This is a genomic window from Collimonas antrihumi, from assembly GCF_018304965.1.
In the GTDB taxonomy this organism is placed as follows: Bacteria; Pseudomonadota; Gammaproteobacteria; order Burkholderiales; family Burkholderiaceae_D; genus Collimonas; species Collimonas antrihumi.
On the sequence record NZ_JAGQED010000033.1, the window covers coordinates 1 to 20625 of the forward strand.

Sequence of the window (20625 nt, forward strand, 5' to 3'; positions counted from 1 at the left end):
CCGCCCGCAAAAACAGCCTATTTACCTCTCAGCTGCTTCGCTTCTTTCGCGTCGTTCTCAACGGGAGGCGAACTATAGCAACCCTCTCACATCCCCGCAAGTACTTTGTTAAAAATATTTCGATTTACTTCTTTTCTCCAATTCCTTACTTACTAACAGTACTAACTAACATCCCTACTTATTACACATCGACAGAGTTCAATACAGCCCAGCGGGCAGCGCTGACGCCCTTCTCCAGGCTGACCCGGCTGACTATCTGCTCCAGCTGCAAATGATTGCTAGGTGAAGTAATCAAGTCCGCACGTACTTCCAGCTGGGTACCGGAAGCCAGGTCCTCGCTATGCAGCGACTGCACAACCAGGTGCGGCATGCCATTGAGCATATGCAGCATCAAGGTCCGCACCTGTACTTCATCTTCAGGCCGGCATACTACAGAGAGGCGATATACCTGCTCGATTTCAGTCGCGCTATGCAGATCCTGGCGATTGATCATATGGGAGACGCCTCGCAACAGTACATTGGCGCCCAGAATTGCCGCAGCGCCGATGGCAGCTTCCAGCGCATGGCCAAGCCCGCACAGCACCCCGACCGCAGCAGAACACCATAAAGTCGCAGCGGTATTGAGTCCACGCACGTTAATCCCTTCGCGCATGATGACGCCGGCGCCGAGGAAACCGATACCGGACACTACATAAGAGGCAATCCGGGTCGCGCCTTGCGGATCCGATTCGAATGCCGACACCATGACAAACAGCGCCGCGCCGATCGATACCAGGGCATTAGTCCGCAAACCCGCCATGCGCTGGCGCATTTGACGCTCTGCGCCAATCAGCGAACCTAAGGTCAAGGCGAGCAAGACTCGCAAGGTAAATATTTTCCAATCCATCTTCACTACCTTTCTATGTGCATCGCCAGGCCAGCTGGCGGCATTCCATGAGTGCGCATCGCTGCTTCAGAGACTGAAGATCAGCTGGCAAATCAAACAAACGAATGGATGGGGTATATATATTGGGCACAGGGCGGCGATGCGAGATCGCCCGGGATACTACAGCGTGTCAATTCACCGGCTGTAGTTATGGTCGACTAAAAGCAGGCGAATTGCGTCGGGCTGCGCGCCCATCCACAGGTACTGGTACAACTGTCCAAAACCGGATCTCCTACAAAGATAGTCCACGCGATTCTATTTAGACACCATGGGCAAGTCAAGTAATGGCCGGCGTCTTTGCCACATTCGCTGACACATTCGCTGCCACATCCGCCGCCAGCTTGCGCATGACATGGCCGGCTGCCACCAGGCCGAAGGTCGCGGTCACCACCACCGCCGAACCGTAACCGGCGCAATTCAGGCCGGTAACGCCAGGCGCGGCGTCGGCATCGATCGCGCACACTTCTTCGCTAAGCGGCATACTTAACGGCTCGGTAGAAAACACGGCATCGATGCCGAAGCGTACTTTATCGCCGCGCGGAAACCGGTACTCGGAACGCAGGCGCTTGCGCACCTTCGCCAGCAGCGGTTCTTGTTCGGTCTTGGCAAGATCGCGCACTTCAATGCAGGTCGGATCAACCTGCCCACCGGCGCTGCCAATCGTGATCAGCCGAATGCCCTTGTCGCGGCAATAGGCGATCAAGGCTGCTTTGGCGCGCACGTTATCGATGGCGTCGATCACATAGTCGTAACGCCCTTCGCCAATCATTTCGGGCAAATTGTCAGCAGTGATGAAATCCTCCACCTCAGTGACATGGCAGTACGGATTGATCTGGGCAATACGCGCGGCCAGCGCACTTACCTTGGCCTGGCCGAGCGTATCGGTCAACGCATGGATCTGACGGTTGATATTAGATTCGGCCAGGTTATCCAGGTCGATCATGGTCAGATTGCCGATCGCGCTGCGCGCCAATGCCTCGATCGCCCACGAACCGACACCGCCAACCCCGATCACGCAGACATGCGCTTGCAGGAAACGCGCCAGAGCGGCCGCGCCATACAGGCGGGCGATACCGCCAAAACGCCGGTCGAAGTCAACCTCTTCGAGGTCGATGACAGGAGCAGATGCGCCGGAAGCGCTTGATACGACAGATGAAGGCATGATCGGGAGCAAAAAAGACATACGGGCAATTACCAAAATATCCAAGAACGGCCGGATATCGCTATTGACGCTATTTTACCGGCTCTGCAAGACGGAATTATTTTGAAGTGTTTTAATATGGTTATATCGATATTTGTCGCTACCACTCGATATATTATCAAATAAACACCTACCCGCCGCGAGCGCCCAGTTTCCCCCACGAGATACATCACCATGCCGAACGCCCTGATAGACACCGCGCCAGATTTCAGCCAGCCGATAGCCGTCCTCAAGCACTGCCACGACCGGATACGCAAACAGCTAACCACGCTGCAGAATTTGCTCGACCATGTGCCGCAACACGGCAACGATGCCCAGGCACAGCAAGCAGCCCACAGCGTCATGCGCTATTTCAATCAAGCCGCCCCGCATCATCATGCCGATGAGGAACACGACCTGCTGCCGATGTTGCGCGCCACAGCGACCGGGGAAGATGCCGCCGTGCTGCAAAAATTGACGCCCGAAATCCTGGCAGAGCATCAACAGATGGATAGCCTCTGGCATTCCCTGAACCGGCAATTGGCGCATATCGCCGACGGCGGCGCGGCAACGCCGGAAACGCAGCTGTCGCCGCAAGAGGTCCAGCAATTTTCCACCATCTACTCTGCCCATATGGAAAAGGAGGAAACCTGGATCGCACCCATGGCAAAGCGGATTTTCAATCCGCAGCAGATGCAACAGCTCGGAGCAGCAATGCAGCAACGTCGAGGCATTTCAGCATGAGCCAGACCAGGAACCCGTCGATCCCCTCGGCCCCGTCGGTCCCATCGGCCTCATCCATCGCCGATCTCCGTATCGACTACAGCCAGGCCAGTCTGTCCGAAGCAGACAGCGCCGCCGATCCGATTACGCAATTCGGAAAATGGTTCGATGAAGCCATCCGTGCAGAAGTGCCGGAACCGAATGCCATGAGCCTGGCGACGGTGGGCAGCAATGGCCGGCCGTCGTCGCGCATCGTGCTGATCAAACAATTCGATGAACATGGCTTCACCTGGTTTACCAATTTCGACAGCCGCAAGGGTCACGAACTGTCAGAGCATCCCTACGCCGCACTGTTGTTTCACTGGGTAGCGCTGGAGCGCCAGGTGCGCATCGAAGGCCGGGTCGAACGCGTCTCCGAAACCGAGAGCGACGCTTATTTTCACAGCCGCCCATTGCGCAGCCGGCTCGGTGCGATCGCCTCGGCGCAAAGCCAGACGATTGCCAGCCGCGATATGCTCGAAGCCGAGTACGCAAAGGCCGAACAAAAGTTTGGCGATAACCCGCCGCGGCCAAATCATTGGGGCGGCTACAGACTTTTACCGGATACGGTAGAATTTTGGCAGGGACGTCGGTCTCGCTTGCACGACCGGATTTTGTATACCTTAGATGCAACTGGCAACTGGCAGCGACAACGCCTGCAGCCTTAACGCACTGTTATTGGTCGGCGCTGACCGCTTGGCAGAGGTACGCTTGAAAGAGGTACGCTTGTTACAAGTTACAAGTATTTAACCGGAGGAGAAATCGTGTTCTGGGAAAAGAGGCTTGAAAACTGGGTTAATGAAGTTCGTCACCGTGCCGCGCTACCATTGCGGCTCGAATTGTGGAACGGTCAGCGGTTTGACTTTGGCACCTACTCGGCGCCGGAGGTTACCGTACGCGTCCCGCATGTCTCCGCTCTGTCTTACCTGCTGACGCCATCCCTCGCCAATCTCGGCGAGGCCTACGTCGAAGGCAAAATCGAAGTTGAAGGGAAGATCAAGGAAATCATCGCCGTCGGCAACGCACTGGCAGCCAATACCCTGAAAGCGGATGGCAAATTTTCCCGCATCACCCGGACTTTCCGCCACAACAAAGAAAAAGATGCCGAAGCGATTCGTTATCACTACGACGTTTCCAATGATTTCTACAAGCTGTGGCTGGACCAGAACATGGTCTATTCATGCGCCTATTTCGAGAATGGCGATGAAGACCTGGCCACCGCGCAAATCAAGAAAATCGATCATATCCTAACCAAGATCCAGTTGCAGCCGGGCCAAACCTTGCTGGATATCGGCTGCGGCTGGGGTGCCCTGGTATTGCGGGCGGCGCAAAAATTCGGCGCCAAATGCGTCGGCATCACACTCTCGGAAAATCAGTACGCATTAGCCAAGGAAAGGGTTGCGCAAGCCGGCCTTGAAGACCGGGTTGAGATTCGTTTGCAAGACTATCGCGATATCACCGGCAGCTTCGACAGGATTACCAGCGTCGGCATGTTCGAGCATGTCGGCCTGAACAACCTGCCTATGTATTTTTCGCGTATCCGCAGCTTGCTGGCGGACGATGGCATCGCGATGAATCACGGCATCACCACCACCGACGTCGAGAATGGTGAAACGCCATACGGCGGCGGGGAATTCATCGAGAAATATGTGTTCCCGCATGGCGAATTGCCGCATATCGGCCTGGTGTTGAAAACCATGCAGGAAGGCGGGCTCGAAGTATTCGATGTGGAAAACCTGCGGCGCCACTATGCCAAGACTTGCGGCATCTGGGCAGACAATCTGGAAGCGCGCGCCGATGAGGTCAGAAAAGCTGTCGATGACCGCCGCTTCCGCATCTGGCGCATTTATCTGGCCGGTAGTTCCTACGGCTTCGACCGCGACTGGATGTCTCTGTACCAGGTCGTTTGCCGCAAAGCCGGCCGCAGTGCGAGCACATTGCCCTGGTCGCGGGATTATATTTACCAGGCTTCGTAATAATCCACGGCTATCAATATTTCCATTTATCCACTGTTCTTGCAGGAACAGTGGATAAATTCTCAGCTACCGACTCTCAGTCGCCGATAACCTTCTCGGTAAAAATCTTCCGCAGCTTTGCCACTTTAGGCGCGACCACGAATGCGCAATAGCCTTGTAAAGGATGCTGGCGGAAGTAATTCTGATGGTAATCCTCTGCCTTGTAATAGGTTTCCGCAGGACTCAACTCGGTGATGATCGGTGCATCCCAGACGTTGGCCATTTCTGCAATTACCTGTTCCGCAGCTTTCTTCTGCTGCTGCGACTGGTAATAAATCGCAGAACGATATTGGGTGCCGACGTCGTTGCCCTGCCGGTTCAAAGTGGTCGGATCGTGGATTGTGAAGAAAATTTCCAGCAACTCGCGAAAACTGATCTTGTCCGTGTCGAATGTCACCGCCACTACTTCGGCGTGGCCAGTTGTACCCTCGCATACCTGTTCATAGCTAGGATTGGCCGCATGACCGCCGGTATACCCCGACTCGACATGCTCCACGCCCTTTATTTCCTGGTAAACCGCTTCCAGGCACCAAAAGCACCCGCCACCTAATACTGCAACTTCCTTAGTCATGGTTGCTCTCCACTGGTTGCCCTCTGATAACGCTTTAACTTTAACGCAATCTGCTAACACTTGTCGACGTAGATATACAGAATGTCACATGCAACCGACATGCAATCCACGCAGGCAAAAAAATGCCCTGACTATGCAGGGCATTTAATCCAAACCTAATTCGACGATTTCGACGATTTAGAACTTGTAGCCGATACTCAGCACCGAAACCAAAGGATTCAGAGTGATTTTAGTAGTGGCGTGCGTTGTCGTTCCATCGCTATGGCGAGTAGACAGATCAGCCTTGGTCTTCAGCGGGACATAAGACAGGGAGACGTTGGCGGACCAGTTCTTGTCGAAATTATAGGCCATACCAATGTTCGCGACTGGCACAAAAGAGCTGCTCAGATCGGCGCTGGTGGAAGCACCAGGATCACCACCGCCGAGAAGACCGGTCAAGCTGCTGGTCAGTTTGACATTTGAATACCATACGTACGCAGCACCGGCGCCGACGTAAGGACGGAACTGGCTGTTAGCGTCGCCGAAGTAGTACTTGGCCAACAGAGCCGGGCTCCATTGCGTGGCCGTGCCAAGCTGACCCAAACCGTTGAGGGAGCCAGAACCGCTGAGCTTGAATTTCGGTGGAATACCCAAATCCGCCGTTACCGCGATATTGTCGGTAATGAAGTGCGTGAAAGACAGAAGAAGGGTATCAGCGTTGGAAACATGCGCACCACTGTTTGGAACAGTGACGGTCCCAAGCTTTAATGGTTCGCTGGATTGATTCAGGCCGATGTGAGCCCAGCCGGCATTGATGAGGTTATCGCCTGCTTGTTGCGCCATTGCGGGTACGGCAAATGCTGCCAGCACGGACAGGGCTGCCAGCTTTGGTAATACTTTGAATTGTTTTTTCATATGTCTTCTCCAAGTTACACTTCATTATTAATAGCGGGATCTTTGCCTGCAGCGAATACAGTACAAACCCAATTTATGGCGCTTTACCGATCTGGCCCGACCAGGCTAAGCCAGACAACGCTCTGTTATTCGACTGCGGTTACCAAATTCGCGTACCTGCGATTGCCAGATATCGTTCCACGCACATTTTTCAAAAAGAACGTGCGTGCTATTCTTTTTTTACACTATGCCAGCTTTAGAATCATTTGACTATAGTTGTAGCTTTTTTACCTCAAATTATTTTTTAAAGCCCGCTAGTACGGCAGATGAATCATGCGCAGCACGGCGCAAACGATCATTGATTCCCTGCCAGGCGAGGTCGGATGGTGGTGCTTCCACCACGATCAGGTCGGCCGCCGCATGGTCCATATTGCGCAGTGCCGCATAAAGATCGTGGGCATAGGCTTGAGGCGAGGCGGCCATCGGAGACTGCGCGGCCAGCGGCGGCGCTTCTACGGCGAGTGCCGAATAATTGATCAGGGCCAGACTTTGCCCGGCCTGATGCAATTGCTGCAGAGTGATTGTCAACTGCTCTGGCGGTACCAGCAGTACCGGGGTGCGCGGCGCATAATGCGACTCGAGCGTGCCGGAAGCGCGTGGCGCAGCCGCATCGGCGGCTTGTACCGCAACACCCAGCACCGCGCCGATTTGTGCGGCGCTGATATGGCCGGGCCGCAACAGCACCGGTCCATGCGAGGCGAGGCGCGATAAATCGATGATGGTCGACTCGATGCCAACTTCGCTTTGCCCACCATCCAATATGCAAGCGATCGGACTATCGCCATCAGCGTCGAACTCGTCGCGCACATGCTGCGCCGTAGTCGGACTGACATGGCCGAATTTGTTAGCAGATGGGCCGGCAATGCCGCCCTTGCCGCCTTTGAACTCACGCAACAACGCCTGAGCTACCGGATGAGAAGGACAACGCAAACCGATCGAATTTTGGCCACCTGAAACCTGGTCCGGGATATGCGCTGCACGCGGCAAGATCATTGTCAGCGGCCCGGGCCAAAAAGCGGCCATCAGCGCCCGCGCCTGTGGCGGCACAGACTCTACCCAATAGCCGATGTCCGCCTCGGGCGCCACATGGACGATCACCGGATGGTTGGACGGCCGTCCCTTGGCGGCATATATGCTGGCAACCGCCGCCGCATTCTCGGCATCGGCTCCCAGTCCGTACACCGTTTCAGTAGGAAACGCGACCAATGCGCCGGCTTCCAGCTTGCGTGCAGCCAGCTGGATTGCTTGCATATCGATAGTTACGTCCTTCATCGAACCCTTCATTTACGGTGCAATGCCGAGGATATCGCAGGCCGCCGCCATTTGCTGCCGGGCTTCTGCCAAGGTCGCTGCGATGAAAGTGATATGCCCCATTTTGCGCGCGCGGCGTGCCTGCGCCTTGCCGTATAAATGCAAATGCGCCGCCGGCAAGGCCAGGATCCGGTCCCATGCCGGCTCGCGCGCTTGTTCGCTGTCGCCGTCAAACCAGACATCGCCCAGGATATTCAGCATGACTGCCGGTGAATGTTGGCGGGTATCGCCCAACGGCATGCGCGCCATCGCCCGGACTTGCTGTGCGAACTGGCTGGTGACGCAGGCATCCATGGTGTAGTGGCCGCTGTTATGCGGACGCGGCGCCATTTCGTTGACCACCAGGGAACCGTCTTGCAGGACAAAAAATTCAATGCACAGGACGCCGACATAAGCGAGTTGCTCGATGATGGCCAGTGCTGCATGCTGGGCCCGCTTGGCGGTTTCGTCGCAAACATTCGGGCCAGGCACCGTGGTGGTAAACAGAATACCGTCGCGATGCACGTTTTCGGCAATCGGATACACCGCTGCCGTGCCGTCGACGCCACGCACCACCAGCACCGAGACTTCGTAGGCCAGCGGCAGCATTTTTTCCAGCACGCAGGCTACGCCATTCATATCGGCAAAGGCCAGGCGTACTTCGTCCAGGGTGCGCACCCGCGCTTGGCCCTTGCCGTCGTAACCGAGGCGGACCGTTTTCAGGATGCCTGGCAATAAATCAGCCGGGATATTATCGATATCCGCTGCCGATGCAATCAGATGATGCGGTGCAGGCAGCACCGTCGAAGTCTTGGCGCAATCGGTAAAGAAGCGCTTTTCCACCATGCGATCCTGGGCGACCGAGACGCAGGCAGCGGCAGGAGCGACAAAGCTGTTCCGCGCCAGAATCGCCAGACTCTCGGCGGCGACGTTTTCAAATTCGGTAGTGACCGCCGCACACAAACCGGCCATCTCGGTCAAGGCAACTTCGTCGCTGTAATCCGCCAGGAAATGGCGATCGGCGACATGCCCGGTCGGGCAATCCTGCTCAGGTTCCAGCACGGCTACCTTGTAGCCCATGGCTTGCGCCTCGTGCGTGAACATGCGGCCCAGCTGGCCACCGCCCATCACGCCAAGCCAGGTTGCCGGCGTGGTAGTGGGAACAATCGGATCGATGGAATCGTGTTGCATACTGCTCATACCGGTGGCAATTTCATATCAAGGGCAATTTGTGTCTGTTTGGCGCGGAACGCCAGCAGCTTGTCGGCCAGCGCCTGATCGGTGGTGGCCAGCATGGCGATGGCTGACAGCGCCGCATTGGCCGCACCGGCTTCGCCGATGGCATAAGTGGCGACCGGGATGCCCTTCGGCATCTGCACGATCGACAGCAGGGAATCCTCGCCGCGCAGGTATTTGGACGGTACCGGTACGCCGAGCACCGGCACGATGGTTTTGGCGGCGATCATGCCCGGCAGATGGGCGGCGCCGCCAGCGCCGGCAATAATGGCGCGCAAACCGCGCGCACGCGCTGTTTCAGCATAGGTGAACATCTGATCCGGCATGCGGTGCGCCGAAATCACTTGCGCCTCATGCGCCACGCCAAACTCGGTCAGGATGGCGACCGCGTGCTGCATCACATCCCAATCGGAAGAAGAACCCATGACGATGCCGATCAGCGGCTGGTTCACAGTATCCTTGGTCATCATCAATCCTTCAGCGTTTCGCCGGTCAGGCTGAACAGCGCTTCGCGATACTTGGCGCCGGTTTTTTCGATGACATCGTCAGGCAAGGTCGGCGCCGGAGCGGTCTTGTTCCAGCTGGTGACGGTTTCCAGGTAATCGCGGACGAACTGCTTGTCGAACGATGGCGGCGAGATGCCGACCTGATAGCTGGACGCTGGCCAGAAGCGCGACGAATCGGCAGTCAGCACTTCATCCATCAAATGCAGCGTGCCGTCCTGGTCGAGACCGAATTCAAATTTAGTGTCGGCAATGATGATGCCACGCGTTGCTGCATAGTCGGCGGCAGTCTTGTACAGCTCGATACTGATGCTGCGGATCTTGCCAGCCAGTTCCTTGCCGATCCGGCTTTCCATGGCGGCAAAGCTGATGTTCTCGTCGTGCTCGCCCATCTCGGCCTTGGCGGCCGGGGTGAAAATCGGCTCGGCCAGCTTGGCCGCCTGTTGCAAACCTGCCGGCAAGGTAATGCCGCAGATCGCACCGGTCGCCTGATAATCCTTCCAACCCGAGCCGATGATGTAACCACGCACCACCGCCTCGACCATGATCGGCTGCAGGCGTTTCGCCACCACCGCGCGGCCACGCACCTGTTCGACTTCATCCGCCGCCACCACCGATTCCGGCGCGATCCCGGTCAGATGGTTAGGCACAATCGCCGCCAGCTTGTCGAACCAGAAATCGGACATGCGGTTCAAGACCTTGCCTTTGCCCGGAATCGGCTGATTCATGATGACGTCGAAGGCCGACAGGCGATCCGAAGTAACGATCAGGATCTTGTCTTCACCGACGGCATAGTTTTCGCGCACCTTGCCGCGGCCGAGCAACGGCAGGGAGGTGATGGTGGATTGGTAGAGGCTTGTCATGGTTATTCCATAAGTCAGAAAACCAGCTTGCAGGATGGCTGATACACCATCCCCAAAGCTGGTAAATTATTGCGACATCTATCGAAGTAATCCGGCATAGCTACATTATCAGCAGCGTCGTCCCCGCGAACGCGGGGATCCATGTTAAGTACAAAAGTGGATTCCCGCGTTCGCGGGAATGACGGGGTCGCCGAGACGCTAATTTTAAAATTACCTATGCGGTCCTATCTGTTGATTACTGGACGATCTGCGCCAGCTCGCCCTTCTTGTATTTCTCTGCAATTTTTTCCAGCGAAACCGGCTTGATCTTGGCGGCCTGGCCTTCGCAGCCAAACGCCAGGAAACGGGCTTTCACGACTGCCTTGGCCGCTTCGCGTGCCGGCTTGAGGTAATCGCGCGGATCGAACTTGCTTGGATTCTCGATCAGATAGCGGCGGATCGCACCAGTCATTGCCAGGCGGATATCGGTATCGATATTGATCTTGCGCACGCCATGGCGAATCCCTTCCTGGATTTCTTCCACCGGCACGCCGTAGGTTTCTTTCATGTCGCCGCCGAATTCGCGGATTTCCGCCAGCAATTCCTGTGGCACCGATGACGAACCGTGCATCACCAGATGAGTGTTTGGAATGCGGGTGTGGATTTCCTTGATGCGTTCGATCGCCAGGATATCGCCGGTTGGCTTGCGCGAGAACTTGTAAGCGCCGTGCGAAGTGCCGATCGCAATCGCCAGCGCATCGCACTGGGTCAGCTTGACGAAATCGGCAGCTTGCGAGACATCGGTCAACAACTGTTCACGCGTCATCTTGCCATCCGCGCCGTGGCCGTCTTCCTTGTCGCCCATCATGGTTTCCAGCGAACCGAGCACGCCCAGTTCAGCTTCCACGGTGACGCCGATAGCGTGCGAGAACTCCACCACTTTGCGCGACACTTCAACGTTGTATTCGTAGCTGGCAACCGATTTACCGTCTTCCATCAGCGAACCGTCCATCATCACCGAAGTGAAGCCGGACTTGATCGCCGCCATACATACCGCTGGCGACTGGCCGTGATCCTGATGCATCACCACCGGGATGTGCGGGAAGGCTTCTACTGCTGCTTCAATCAGGTGGCGCAAAAACGCTTCACCGGCATATTTGCGGGCACCGGCCGAAGCCTGCATGATGACCGGCGCGCCGACTTCATCGGCCGCTTGCATGATGGCAGTGACTTGTTCCAGATTGTTGACGTTGAAAGCAGGCAGGCCATAGCTATTTTCAGCTGCGTGGTCCAACAATTGACGCATGGATACTAGAGGCATGTTGTACTCCGATAATAAAAATCTGTTGTGATACCTTTTACTGCGTCATTCCCGCGCACGCGGGAATCCACCTTAGTTATCGCGCCAATGCCGTAACCTGGATTCCCCACCTTGGTGCCCGCGTACGCGGGGATGACGCTGCGTTGAACGGCTCGTTTAAGCATTAATACTCACCGATCTTCATGATCTTGAGTGCGTTGGTGCCGCCGATTTGTCCCATCGGCTCACCCCACGTCACCACCACCAGATCGCCCAGTTGTACCACACCCTTGGCCAGCAATAAATTCTGCGCGGCCATCAACACCGCTTCGCGGTCGTTCGATTTGGCCAGCTCGAAAGTCTGGACGTTACGGTACAAGGCAGCTTTACGCTGGGTGGCGACGCTCGGGGTGATGGCAAAAATAGGGATATCGATGTTGTGGCGGCTCATCCAGAGTGCGGTAGAACCAGACTCGGTCAACGCGGCAATCGCCTTGACGCGCAGATGGTGAGCGGTAAACAAAGCACCGTAGGCAATCGACTGGTCGACACGGGTAAAACGGACATTCAGGAAATCGGCGTCAAGCTTGCAGTCTTCCGACTTCTCGGCTTCCAGGCAAATCGCCGACATCGCTTCCACCGTCTCTACCGGATATTTACCGGAAGCGGTTTCGGCGGAAGTCATCACGGCGTCAGTGCCATCCAGCACGGCGTTGGCGACATCTGACACTTCGGCGCGGGTCGGTACCGCATTGACGATCATCGATTCCATCATCTGGGTCGCGGTGATCGCCAGTTTGTTGGAGACGCGCGCCATCTTGATCATGCGCTTTTGCAGCGCCGGTACGGCAGCATTGCCGACTTCGACTGCCAGGTCGCCGCGGGCAACCATGATGCCGTCGGAGGCGTCGAGGATTTCTTGCAATACCGGGATCGCTTCGGCCCGTTCGATCTTGGCGATCATCATCGGCTTGTGATCGTAGGGTTCGCCGGCCACATTGCACAATTGCCGCGCCATTTCCATATCGGTGGCGTTCTTCGGGAACGACACTGCAACGTAGTCGGCCCGGAAACTCATGGCGGTCTTGATGTCGTCCATGTCCTTGGAGGTCAGCGCCGGCGCGGTCAAGCCGCCGCCCTGACGATTGATGCCCTTGTTGTTGGACAGTTCGCCGCCGATCTTGACGATGGTATGGATTTCATTGCCGAGGATTCTTTCGACGACCAACACGATCAATCCATCGTTGAGCAACAATACGTCAGCCGGTTTCAAGTCACGCGGCAAGGCCTTGTAGTCGAGACCGACGCGTTCCTGGCTGCCCATGGCGCAATCGGCGTCGAGAATGAATTTTTCACCATTCTTCAACTCGATCTTGCCTTGCTCGAACTTGCCGACCCGGATCTTCGGTCCCTGCAAATCCGCCATGATCGCGACTTGCTTGCCGCACGCCGCAGCCACTTCACGCACCAGCTTGGCGCGATCGATATGGTCCTGCGCCTTGCCATGCGAAAAATTCAGGCGCACCACATCGACACCGGCGACGAACATCCGCGCCAGCGTGTCCGCATCGCTGGATGCAGGTCCGATAGTGGCGACGATCTTGGTAGCTCTTTGCATGGACAACCTTTCAGTACAGCATGAATATAAGCGTCTCGGGGACCTCGTCTAGGCGACCCCGTCTTGGCGACCCCGTCTCGGCGACCCCGTCTCGGCGACCCCGTCTAGGCGACCCCGTCTAGGCGACCCCGTCTAGGCGACCCCGTCATTCCCGCGAACGCGGGAATCCATTTTAGGCTGCAACATGGATTCCCCGCCTTGGTGACCGCGTTCGCGGGGATGACAAAGTTCCCCGATATCCCTTTAGTTAACTAGCGCGTTGCAACAAAATCTCAACCGCCGGCAAGGTCTTGCCTTCCAAAAATTCCAGGAAAGCGCCGCCGCCAGTGGAGATATAGCCGATCTTGTCGGTAATCTTGTATTTTGCAATGGCCGCCAGCGTATCGCCGCCACCGGCAATCGAGAAGGCTTTGGAGTTGGCAATCGCCAGCGCCAGGGTTTTGGTGCCTTCGCCGAACTGGTCGAATTCGAACACGCCGACCGGGCCATTCCAGACCACGGTGCCGGCCTGGCCGATTTGGGCTGCCAGCGTCGCTGCAGTCTTCGGACCAATGTCCAGGATCAGGTCATCGTCAGCAACATCGCCGACATCCTTGATCTGCGCAGCCGCGGTAGGTGAAAATTCCTTGGCGCACACCACATCCACCGGAATCGGCACCGAGGCGCCGCGTTTGGCCATCATCTCGATAATAGCTTTGGCTTCCTCAACCAGGTCTGGTTCCGCCAATGATTTGCCGATTTTCAAGCCGCTTGCCAACAAGAAAGTATTGGCAATGCCGCCGCCGACGATCAGATTATCGACCTTGTCGGCCAGCGCTTTCAATATAGTCAGCTTGCTCGACACTTTCGAGCCGGCGACGATTGCCACCAGCGGCCGCGCCGGCTGGTTCAGGGCTTTGCCCAAAGCATCCAGTTCAGCAGCCAGCAAAGGACCGGCACACGCAACCGGCGCAAATTTGGCGATGCCGTGGGTAGTAGCTTCGGCCCGGTGAGCGGTACCGAAAGCGTCGTTGACGTAGATATCGCAGAGCTTGGCGATCTTTTGCGCCAACTCGTCGCTATTCTTTTTCTCGCCCTTGTTGACGCGGCAATTTTCCAGCAATACCACCTGGCCCGGCTTCACTTCCACGCCGTCGGTCCAGTTTTGGCGCAGCTCAACCGGCTGGCCCAGCAATTCCGCCAGGCGTTTGGCGATAGGCGCCAGCGAATCTTCCGGCTTGAATTCGCCTTCGGTCGGACGCCCCAGATGCGAAGTCACCATCACCGCCGCCCCCGCATCGAGTGCCTGGCGAATCGCCGGCACCGAAGCGCGCACGCGCGTATCTTCAGTAATATTGCCCGCAGCATCTTGCGGTACATTGAGGTCGGCACGGATAAACACGCGCTGGCCTTGCAGCTGGTCTTGCGCGATCAAGTCGCTTAGTCGATTGAATTTCATGTCGATCAGACAATACTAGTGGGGAAAAGCCGCTATTTTACTCCAGCAGCCTCTGTCGAAACACGGTTTTGCGCACATAGCTGTCCACAAAGGACACACTCCGAAACCAATATTCTACAGAGTAAGCCTGATTGAATCCGTTAAAATGTCAATTTACGCACCTTAAAACCTGGCAGCGTCGTTCCCGCGTACGCGGGCACCAAGGTGCACGCATTCGCGAGGATGACGGGGGGTCTTGAACCCATCTTATTTAAAACGGGAGATTTGAACATGTCCATGGATGACCGCGACGGCAAGATTTGGAAAGACGGCAAACTGATTGACTGGCGTGACGCCAATATCCATGTCCTGACGCATTCGCTGCACTACGGCATGGCGGTTTTCGAGGGCGTGCGCGCCTATGAGACGGACAAAGGCCCAGCGATTTTCCGCCTGAAGGAGCATACCCAGCGTTTGCTGAATTCAGCCAAGATTTTCCAGATGCACGTGCCCTACGATCTGCAAACCCTGATCGATGCGCAAATCCAGGTGGTTCGCGAAAACAAGCTGGAATCCTGCTATATGCGGCCGCTGATCTGGATCGGTTCGGAAAAACTCGGCATCGCCGCCAAAGGCAACACCATCCACGTCGCGATTGCCGCCTGGCCCTGGGGCGCCTACCTGGGTGAAGACGGGCTGGCCAAAGGGATACGCGTCAAGACTTCATCCTTCAGCCGCCATCACGTCAACGTGTCTCTGGTGCGTGCCAAAGCCAGCGGTTATTACATCAACTCGATCCTGGCTAACCAGGAAGCATTGACCGACGGTTACGACGAAGCTTTGCTGCTGGACACCGACGGCTACGTCTCGGAAGGTTCCGGCGAAAACGTGTTTATCGTCAGGAACGGCAAGATCTATACGCCTGACCTGGCGTCCTGCCTGGACGGCATCACCCGCGATGCGGTGCTGACCATGGCGCGCGACAGCGGTATCGAAGTCATCGAGAAGCGCATCACTCGCGACGAAGTGTATTGCAGCGATGAAGCCTTTTTTACCGGCACCGCCGCAGAAATCACGCCGATCCGCGAACTCGATAACCGCACCATAGGCGAAGGCAAGCGCGGCCCGATCACCGAAAAACTGCAGTCGATGTTTTTCGATGTGGTGGCAGGCAAATCGCCTAAATATCAACACTGGCTTACCGTGGTCGGAAAATAAGCCAGCCTCAACGCAAATTAAGTACAAGTAAATACAGGTAAATTTGGAGAAGCAAATGAATACAGCAGCAAATGCAACAACGACGACTCAAGCCCCGGTTGAACTAGACGGCAAGGATTTACCGGCGCATTGCCCTAACCCGCTGATGCCGACCTGGTCTTCGCATCCTCGCGTGTTTCTGAATCTCGACAGCAACGGCAGCGCCAAATGCCCTTACTGCGGCACGCAATACCGGTTGAAACCGGGCGCCGTGGTTAAAGGACATTGATCGAAATGATCGAAACAAAAGGGAGCTCGGCTCCCTTTTTTGATGACGGAAAAGCATTGCGATAGCCGATCAAACTGTTTGAACACGGAGCCCCTATGCCACATGCCAAATTCATGCACGGTTCAGCCGAAGAAACCGAAACCGCTTTTTACGACGCCATGAGCCGAGCCGATATCGAAGCGATGATGACGCTATGGGCCGATGACGACGAAATCGTCTGCATCCATCCGAATGCGCCCAGGCTGCACGGACATGCAGCAATCCGGAGCGCCTTCGAAAGCTTGTTCGAGCGCGGCGGCGTGCATATCCGTGCGCGCCAGCTGCATGTGACGCATAATCTGTCGACCAGCATTCATAACCTGGTGGAAGAGTTGCACCAGGCCAGCGACGCCGATCGCGAAATGCATATCCTGGCGACCAATATCTATATGAAGACGCCGCGCGGCTGGCGCATCGTGCTGCACCACGCCTCGGTGGCGCCGGGCGCAGCGCCGGAAGAAGCCGTATCCAGCACTACGTTGCACTAAACAGATTAAACTGATTAGACAGATTGAACAGATCCAACCCAGAAGATAGTATGCCTGCACCCGTCTCACCCAGCTCCTACCCTGCGCCGCTATGGCTGCCCGGCGGCCATCTGCAAACCATTTATCCTGCCACCTGCATCAGCAGACCGGCGGTCGCCTACAGGCGCGAACGCTGGGATACGCCGGATGGCGATTTCATCGACATCGATTTTGTCGATGGCCAGTCGGGGCAGCCGCTGGTGGTGCTGTTTCACGGCTTGGAAGGCTCCTCCGACAGCCACTACAGCCGCGCCCTGATGGCGCAACTGGCGGCGCTTGGCTGGTCGGGCGCGGTACCGCACTTCCGTGGCTGCTCTGGCGAAATCAACCAGGCGCCGCGCTTTTATCACTCCGGCGATGCCGAAGAAGTCGACTGGATACTACGCCGCCTGCTCGCCAGCCGCGCCACCCGGCAATTCGGCAAATTCTATGCGACCGGCGTTTCGCTCGGCGGCAACGCGCTGCTGCGCTGGCTCGGCGAATCCCAGCACCAGGCAGAAATCATCGACGCCGCCTGCGCCATTTCCGCGCCGCTGGATCTGGCCGGCGGTGGCGCCGCCCTGTCGCATGGCTTCAACATGGTCTACACCCGCTCGTTCCTGCGCACGATGAAAAGCAAGTCGCTCGACAAGCTGCAACAATTCCCGCGCCTGTTCGATCGCGAAAAAATGCTGCGCGCACGCGATCTGTACGAGTTCGATAACATCGTCACAGCGCCCCTGCATGGTTTCCGCGACACCGACGATTACTGGCATCGCGCCAGCGCCAAGCTGGTGATCAACGACATCACAGTACCGGCGCTGGTGCTCAACGCCCGCAACGACCCGTTCCTGCCGCCACAGCATTTGCCGCCCAAGGCAGCCGCCAGCGTCACCCTCGAGTATCCTGAGCAAGGCGGTCACGTAGGATTCGCCATCGGCGGCCCGCCCGGCCGACTCGACTGGCTGCCGCAGCGCATGCTACGTTTTTTGCAAGGTAATTAAGAAGATGGATCAAGTCGTCGCCCAAGCCATGCAGAAATGGCCCAACGTCCCCCACTGCCACGGCTGGCTGGGACTGGACGCACGCGGCGCCTGGCGCATGCGCGATGAACAGACGCAGCGCCAGAACCTGCCCGGCGACAAGATCATGCACACGGCGCTGGTCGGCTTTATCAATCGCAATTACAGCGCGGACGAACAAGGCTGCTGGTACTTCCAGAATGGCCCGCAACGCGTATATGTCGATCTGGAGCTGACACCCTACATCGCCCATACCGATCCGGTCCAAGGTTTCGTCTTGCAGACCGGCGAGCCGATGACGGCAATCGAATCCGTCATGCTGACCGAACAAGGCCGGTTGCTGCTGATCGCCCCCAACCAGGTAGCCGCAATCGACGATCGCGACCTGGCGCAATGCCTGGCCGACCTACGCATAGATGGAAAAATCGCCAGCGATGAAGCACTACTGGAATGGATGGCAAACCCATCAAAGAGTCAAATCCTGACGTGGCAAAAAACAGGGGTGGTATTAACCGTCTCGCATATCGCCACGGAAAACATCCCAACCCATTTCGGTTTCATACAAAAACCCCGCCAGGCATAGTTAAATAGGGTCAGTCTGACCCCAATGCCGTTCAGTTAAGTGATATGACGTGGCCAGCCGCCACGGCGGCTCCGTCATCCCCGCGAACGCGGGGATCCAAATTACCGAGTGAAACAATGAAAATGGATTCCCGCGTTCGCGGGAACGACGCATGAGGGAGATATCTCTGGCGTCTCAGCTGAACAGCATTAGAGTCTGACCCTGACCCTATTTAACGGACCACGAAGCAAACACCCCAGCACTAACGCTCCTTAGAAGCCTTCAACTCTTCCTTCCACCGCTCCTGCAACTCCCTCTCCCGCGCATCGATCATGGACTGATCATAAAACCCCGCATCAGCCGAGTCACGCGCAATCCGTAACTGATCCAATGCCGCCGGCACACTCCCCGTCAACACATAAGACTCCGCCAAAGCCATATGCTGCAACGCCCGCTTGCCCTGCGCCGAATAAGCCTTAGCCAGCAAATCTTGCACATCGGCATCTTGCCGGTACAACTGCGCCTGCTCACGCAAATATTTAGTAGCGTCATCCAAACGCTTAGCAGCAATCAGCACCCGGGCATACTGATGCGCCAACCCGCGTGACAACGGATACTGCAGCTGCGCTTGCTGCACCATCTTCAACGCCTCGCCTTCGCGATTAGTCGCCAGCATGATCTCCACACCGAGATCCGTCAGCACCAGGCTCTGCTTCGCCGGCGATGCCGCCGCCACAGCCTGCTGCAGCAAATCCTCAGCCTTGTCATAAGCCCGCTGCCTGAACGCCAGGAAAGCCATGCCATATTTAGCCGCAACGATTTGCTGCTTGGTATTCTGCTGCAGCTGCGTATCAAAAACGATCTGTGCATTACGCCGGCCCTGCTCGGTATCATCCTGCAGCACCCGCACGCGAGCTCGAATCAATTGAAAATCCAGGCTATCGGCCCGCTGCCGGTAACGCTGTTCACGGATCCGCGCCTCGATGTCGGCAATCCGTTCGGTGGTCAGCGGATGCGTCAGCAGATACGGCGGAACCACATCCGAATAATTGCGGGAAGCAGTTTGCAAGCGCCCGAAAAAAGCCACCATACCGCTGGTCTCGAAGCCGCCCGCATCCAGAATCGACAGCCCGATACGATCCGCCTCGCGCTCCGCATCGCGGCTGAAATTCAATTGCCGCTGCATCGCCAGGCCAGTACCGCCCATCATCACCGCCGCGCCAGCGTCGCCGCTACCGCGCATCGCCAGCGCCCCCAGCAACATGGCAGCCAGCGCGATCATCGAATCCTGCTTCTGGCTACCCACCATGCGCGCTATATGCCGCTGCGCCACGTGGCCGATTTCATGCGCCAGGACTGACGCCAATTCCGATTCGCTTTGTGCCGCCAGCAGCAAGCCGGAATGCACGCCGATGAAGCCGCCCGGCAACGCAAATGCATTCAAGACCGGATCGCGCACCGCAAAGAAGAAAAAATCGAATCCCGCCTCGCCGCGTACTTCCGGCCTCGCTGCGACCAGGGTCCAGCCGAAGTTGTTCAGGTATTCCAGCAGCGGGGCATCGTTCATGTAATCAGGATCGCGCCGGATATCGTGCATGATTTCTTCGCCGAGCTTGCGCTCCATTATTGGCGATAGTGATTCGCGTGAGGTATCACCCAGGGTCGGCAGGTTTTGTACTGCAAATGCCGGCGCCATCGGCAATGCGCAGCAAGCGCTGATGAGCGCAGTGAGCAATAATCGTTGTGGGAATGGCGATAATCGATTCATTGAATACTGGATAGTGTCAAAATCACGATGCTATGATACTAACAGAGGACAATTGTTCCACCTTCAGCATGCAGTGGCGGCCTAGAAAAATTCAATTAATGCTTCACTGCACCATCTAAAGAAAATATCATCATGACCGACAAAATTCCAGCAAGCACCAAACTGACCCACTTCGACCAGACCGGCCAGGCCCATATGGTCGACGTTGGCAATAAAAACGACACCCACCGGATCGCAGTCGCCAGCGGCCGCATCCGTATGAAGGCTGAGACGTTGGCGCTGATTCAGTCAGGCACGGCAAAAAAAGGCGACGTGCTAGGCATCGCCCGCATCGCTGCGATCATGGCCACCAAACGTACCAGCGATTTGATTCCGCTGTGCCATCCGCTGGCATTGACGCGGGTTACGGTTGATTTCAGTGTTGATGAAAGCGATGCCAGTATCGGTTGTACCGCGCAAGCGGAAACGGTGGGCAAGACCGGGGTGGAGATGGAAGCCCTGACCGCAGTCCAGATCGGCTTGTTGACGATCTATGACATGTGCAAGGCAGTGGATCGGGGCATGGTGATTACCGATGTGCGGGTTATGGAGAAACATGGCGGAAAATCCGGCAACTGGGTGGTAGAGTTGTGAATCAAGGGCCTTCCAGA

Annotated in this window: 21 protein-coding genes; 9 read left to right on the forward strand and 12 right to left on the reverse strand. The window is 56.8% G+C overall.

The window, feature by feature from the left end; all coding sequences use genetic code 11:
* Window positions 1–181: 181 nt before the first annotated feature.
* Window positions 182–886, reverse strand: a complete 705-nt coding sequence (locus KHU29_RS19600; protein WP_092355103.1) for an MgtC/SapB family protein — start codon at window positions 884–886, stop codon at window positions 182–184.
* A 316-nt stretch (window positions 887–1202) separates the two neighbouring features.
* The gene (gene tcdA, locus KHU29_RS19605; protein WP_211455029.1) at window positions 1203–2087 is read right to left on the reverse strand and encodes a tRNA cyclic N6-threonylcarbamoyladenosine(37) synthase TcdA; all 885 of its coding nucleotides are present in this window, start codon (window positions 2085–2087) and stop codon (window positions 1203–1205) included.
* 213 nt (window positions 2088–2300) lie between these two features.
* Here tcdA and KHU29_RS19610 point away from each other — a divergent pair, with 213 nt between their 5' ends.
* The 3 genes from KHU29_RS19610 (at window position 2301) to KHU29_RS19620 (ending at window position 4843) form a co-directional block, all read left to right on the forward strand.
* Entirely contained in the window at window positions 2301–2849 is a 549-nt protein-coding gene (locus tag KHU29_RS19610; protein ID WP_211454962.1) for a hemerythrin domain-containing protein, read from the forward strand.
* The gene (pdxH, locus tag KHU29_RS19615) at window positions 2846–3535 is read left to right on the forward strand and encodes a pyridoxamine 5'-phosphate oxidase (protein WP_211454967.1); all 690 of its coding nucleotides are present in this window, start codon (window positions 2846–2848) and stop codon (window positions 3533–3535) included. Before KHU29_RS19610 ends, pdxH begins: the two co-directional genes overlap by 4 nt.
* A 96-nt stretch (window positions 3536–3631) precedes the next feature.
* Complete coding sequence (locus tag KHU29_RS19620; RefSeq protein WP_211454968.1) at window positions 3632–4843, forward strand: class I SAM-dependent methyltransferase; 1212 nt, start codon at window positions 3632–3634, stop codon at window positions 4841–4843.
* Between the two features lie 76 nt (window positions 4844–4919).
* Here the strand turns inward: KHU29_RS19620 and msrA are convergent, their stop codons facing one another.
* The 9 genes from msrA to KHU29_RS19665 all read right to left on the reverse strand — a co-directional run bounded on the left by msrA (window position 4920) and on the right by KHU29_RS19665 (window position 14613).
* The gene (gene msrA, locus KHU29_RS19625) at window positions 4920–5453 is read right to left on the reverse strand and encodes a peptide-methionine (S)-S-oxide reductase MsrA (protein ID WP_211454969.1); all 534 of its coding nucleotides are present in this window, start codon (window positions 5451–5453) and stop codon (window positions 4920–4922) included.
* 177 nt (window positions 5454–5630) lie between these two features.
* Window positions 5631–6347, reverse strand: a complete 717-nt coding sequence (locus KHU29_RS19630; protein ID WP_211454971.1) for an OmpW/AlkL family protein — start codon at window positions 6345–6347, stop codon at window positions 5631–5633.
* A 276-nt stretch (window positions 6348–6623) separates the two neighbouring features.
* Entirely contained in the window at window positions 6624–7658 is a 1035-nt protein-coding gene (locus KHU29_RS19635) for an L-threonylcarbamoyladenylate synthase (RefSeq protein ID WP_211454973.1), read from the reverse strand.
* A 12-nt stretch (window positions 7659–7670) separates the two neighbouring features.
* On the reverse strand, window positions 7671–8867 hold the full coding sequence (locus tag KHU29_RS19640) for a 5-(carboxyamino)imidazole ribonucleotide synthase (protein WP_211454975.1): 1197 nt from the start codon (window positions 8865–8867) through the stop codon (window positions 7671–7673).
* 5 nt (window positions 8868–8872) lie between these two features.
* The gene (gene purE / locus KHU29_RS19645; RefSeq protein WP_425514498.1) at window positions 8873–9382 is read right to left on the reverse strand and encodes a 5-(carboxyamino)imidazole ribonucleotide mutase; all 510 of its coding nucleotides are present in this window, start codon (window positions 9380–9382) and stop codon (window positions 8873–8875) included.
* The gene (locus KHU29_RS19650) at window positions 9382–10278 is read right to left on the reverse strand and encodes a phosphoribosylaminoimidazolesuccinocarboxamide synthase (protein ID WP_211454979.1); all 897 of its coding nucleotides are present in this window, start codon (window positions 10276–10278) and stop codon (window positions 9382–9384) included. The genes purE and KHU29_RS19650 overlap by 1 nt, the downstream gene beginning before the upstream one ends.
* A gap of 235 nt (window positions 10279–10513) precedes the next feature.
* Window positions 10514–11578 carry a class II fructose-bisphosphate aldolase gene (fba, locus tag KHU29_RS19655; RefSeq protein ID WP_092355129.1) on the reverse strand — a complete coding sequence of 355 codons (1065 nt, stop codon included), beginning with the start codon at window positions 11576–11578 and terminating at the stop codon, window positions 10514–10516.
* A 163-nt stretch (window positions 11579–11741) separates the two neighbouring features.
* Window positions 11742–13175, reverse strand: coding sequence for a pyruvate kinase (gene pyk, locus KHU29_RS19660; RefSeq protein ID WP_211454981.1), 1434 nt, complete (start codon window positions 13173–13175; stop codon window positions 11742–11744).
* 247 nt (window positions 13176–13422) lie between these two features.
* Window positions 13423–14613: a phosphoglycerate kinase gene (locus KHU29_RS19665; protein ID WP_211454983.1), complete on the reverse strand. Its 1191-nt coding sequence runs from the start codon at window positions 14611–14613 to the stop codon at window positions 13423–13425.
* 270 nt (window positions 14614–14883) lie between these two features.
* Here KHU29_RS19665 and KHU29_RS19670 point away from each other — a divergent pair, with 270 nt between their 5' ends.
* The 5 genes from KHU29_RS19670 (at window position 14884) to KHU29_RS19690 (ending at window position 18228) form a co-directional block, all read left to right on the forward strand.
* A complete protein-coding gene (locus KHU29_RS19670) occupies window positions 14884–15810 on the forward strand; it encodes a branched-chain amino acid transaminase (RefSeq protein ID WP_211454985.1) in 927 nt (308 codons plus the stop codon).
* A 55-nt stretch (window positions 15811–15865) separates the two neighbouring features.
* The gene (locus KHU29_RS19675) at window positions 15866–16078 is read left to right on the forward strand and encodes a zinc-finger domain-containing protein (RefSeq protein ID WP_211454988.1); all 213 of its coding nucleotides are present in this window, start codon (window positions 15866–15868) and stop codon (window positions 16076–16078) included.
* Between the two features lie 95 nt (window positions 16079–16173).
* Window positions 16174–16605: a YybH family protein gene (locus KHU29_RS19680; protein WP_211454990.1), complete on the forward strand. Its 432-nt coding sequence runs from the start codon at window positions 16174–16176 to the stop codon at window positions 16603–16605.
* Window positions 16606–16655: 50 nt separating this feature from the next.
* Window positions 16656–17627 (forward strand): YheT family hydrolase, encoded by a 972-nt coding sequence (locus KHU29_RS19685; protein ID WP_211454992.1) that lies wholly within the window; start codon window positions 16656–16658, stop codon window positions 17625–17627.
* 4 nt (window positions 17628–17631) lie between these two features.
* The gene (locus tag KHU29_RS19690) at window positions 17632–18228 is read left to right on the forward strand and encodes a DUF2946 family protein (protein ID WP_211454994.1); all 597 of its coding nucleotides are present in this window, start codon (window positions 17632–17634) and stop codon (window positions 18226–18228) included.
* 241 nt (window positions 18229–18469) lie between these two features.
* Here the strand turns inward: KHU29_RS19690 and KHU29_RS19695 are convergent, their stop codons facing one another.
* Entirely contained in the window at window positions 18470–19975 is a 1506-nt protein-coding gene (locus KHU29_RS19695) for a M48 family metalloprotease (RefSeq protein WP_211454996.1), read from the reverse strand.
* A 132-nt stretch (window positions 19976–20107) separates the two neighbouring features.
* Between KHU29_RS19695 and moaC the strand changes: the two genes are divergently transcribed.
* On the forward strand, window positions 20108–20608 hold the full coding sequence (gene moaC, locus KHU29_RS19700; protein WP_211454998.1) for a cyclic pyranopterin monophosphate synthase MoaC: 501 nt from the start codon (window positions 20108–20110) through the stop codon (window positions 20606–20608).
* Window positions 20609–20625 lie beyond the last annotated feature (17 nt).